Genomic DNA, 553 nt, shown 5'->3' on the forward strand with positions numbered 1-553 from the left:
GAGGCGGTCCGGCAAGTGACTGATCGTGGGTTCAAGGTGGCAGAGGTCGCCGAGCGGCTGGGTGTCACGACGCACAGCCTCTATGCCTGGCTGCGCAAGTTTGGTAAGCCTGGCGTGGCGCAGCGCGCCGAGGTTGACCAGAGCGCCGAGGTTCGGCGGCTGAAGGCAGAGTTGCGTCGAGTGACCGAGGAGCGCGACATCCTAAAAAATGCCGCCGCGTACTTTGCCAAGGGGTAAAGGCAAAGTACGCCTTCATGCAAGCCCACTGCGGGGAATTCAGGGGGTGTGCGATGTGCCGGGTGTTGCGGGTCAACCGGGCGAGTTATTACGCCTGGTTACGCTCGCCCGACAGTGAGCGCGCAAAGGAAGACCAACGCCTGCTGGGATTGATCAAGCACCACTGGCTGGCCAGCGGCAGTGTCTATGGGCATCGCAAGATCACCACGGATCTACGCGATCTAGGTGAGCGTTGTAGTCGCCATCGGGTGCATCGGCTGATGCGCACCGAGGGACTGCGTGCCCAGGTGGGCTATGGTCGCAAACCGCGCTTCCA

1 pseudogene is annotated in these 553 nt (G+C 62.4%); it reads left to right on the forward strand.

The window, feature by feature from the left end:
• Positions 1–553, forward strand: a pseudogene (locus XpopCFBP1817_RS21110) (IS3 family transposase); the annotation flags it as partial.

The organism is Xanthomonas populi (assembly GCF_002940065.1).
In the GTDB taxonomy this organism is placed as follows: domain Bacteria; phylum Pseudomonadota; class Gammaproteobacteria; order Xanthomonadales; family Xanthomonadaceae; genus Xanthomonas; species Xanthomonas populi.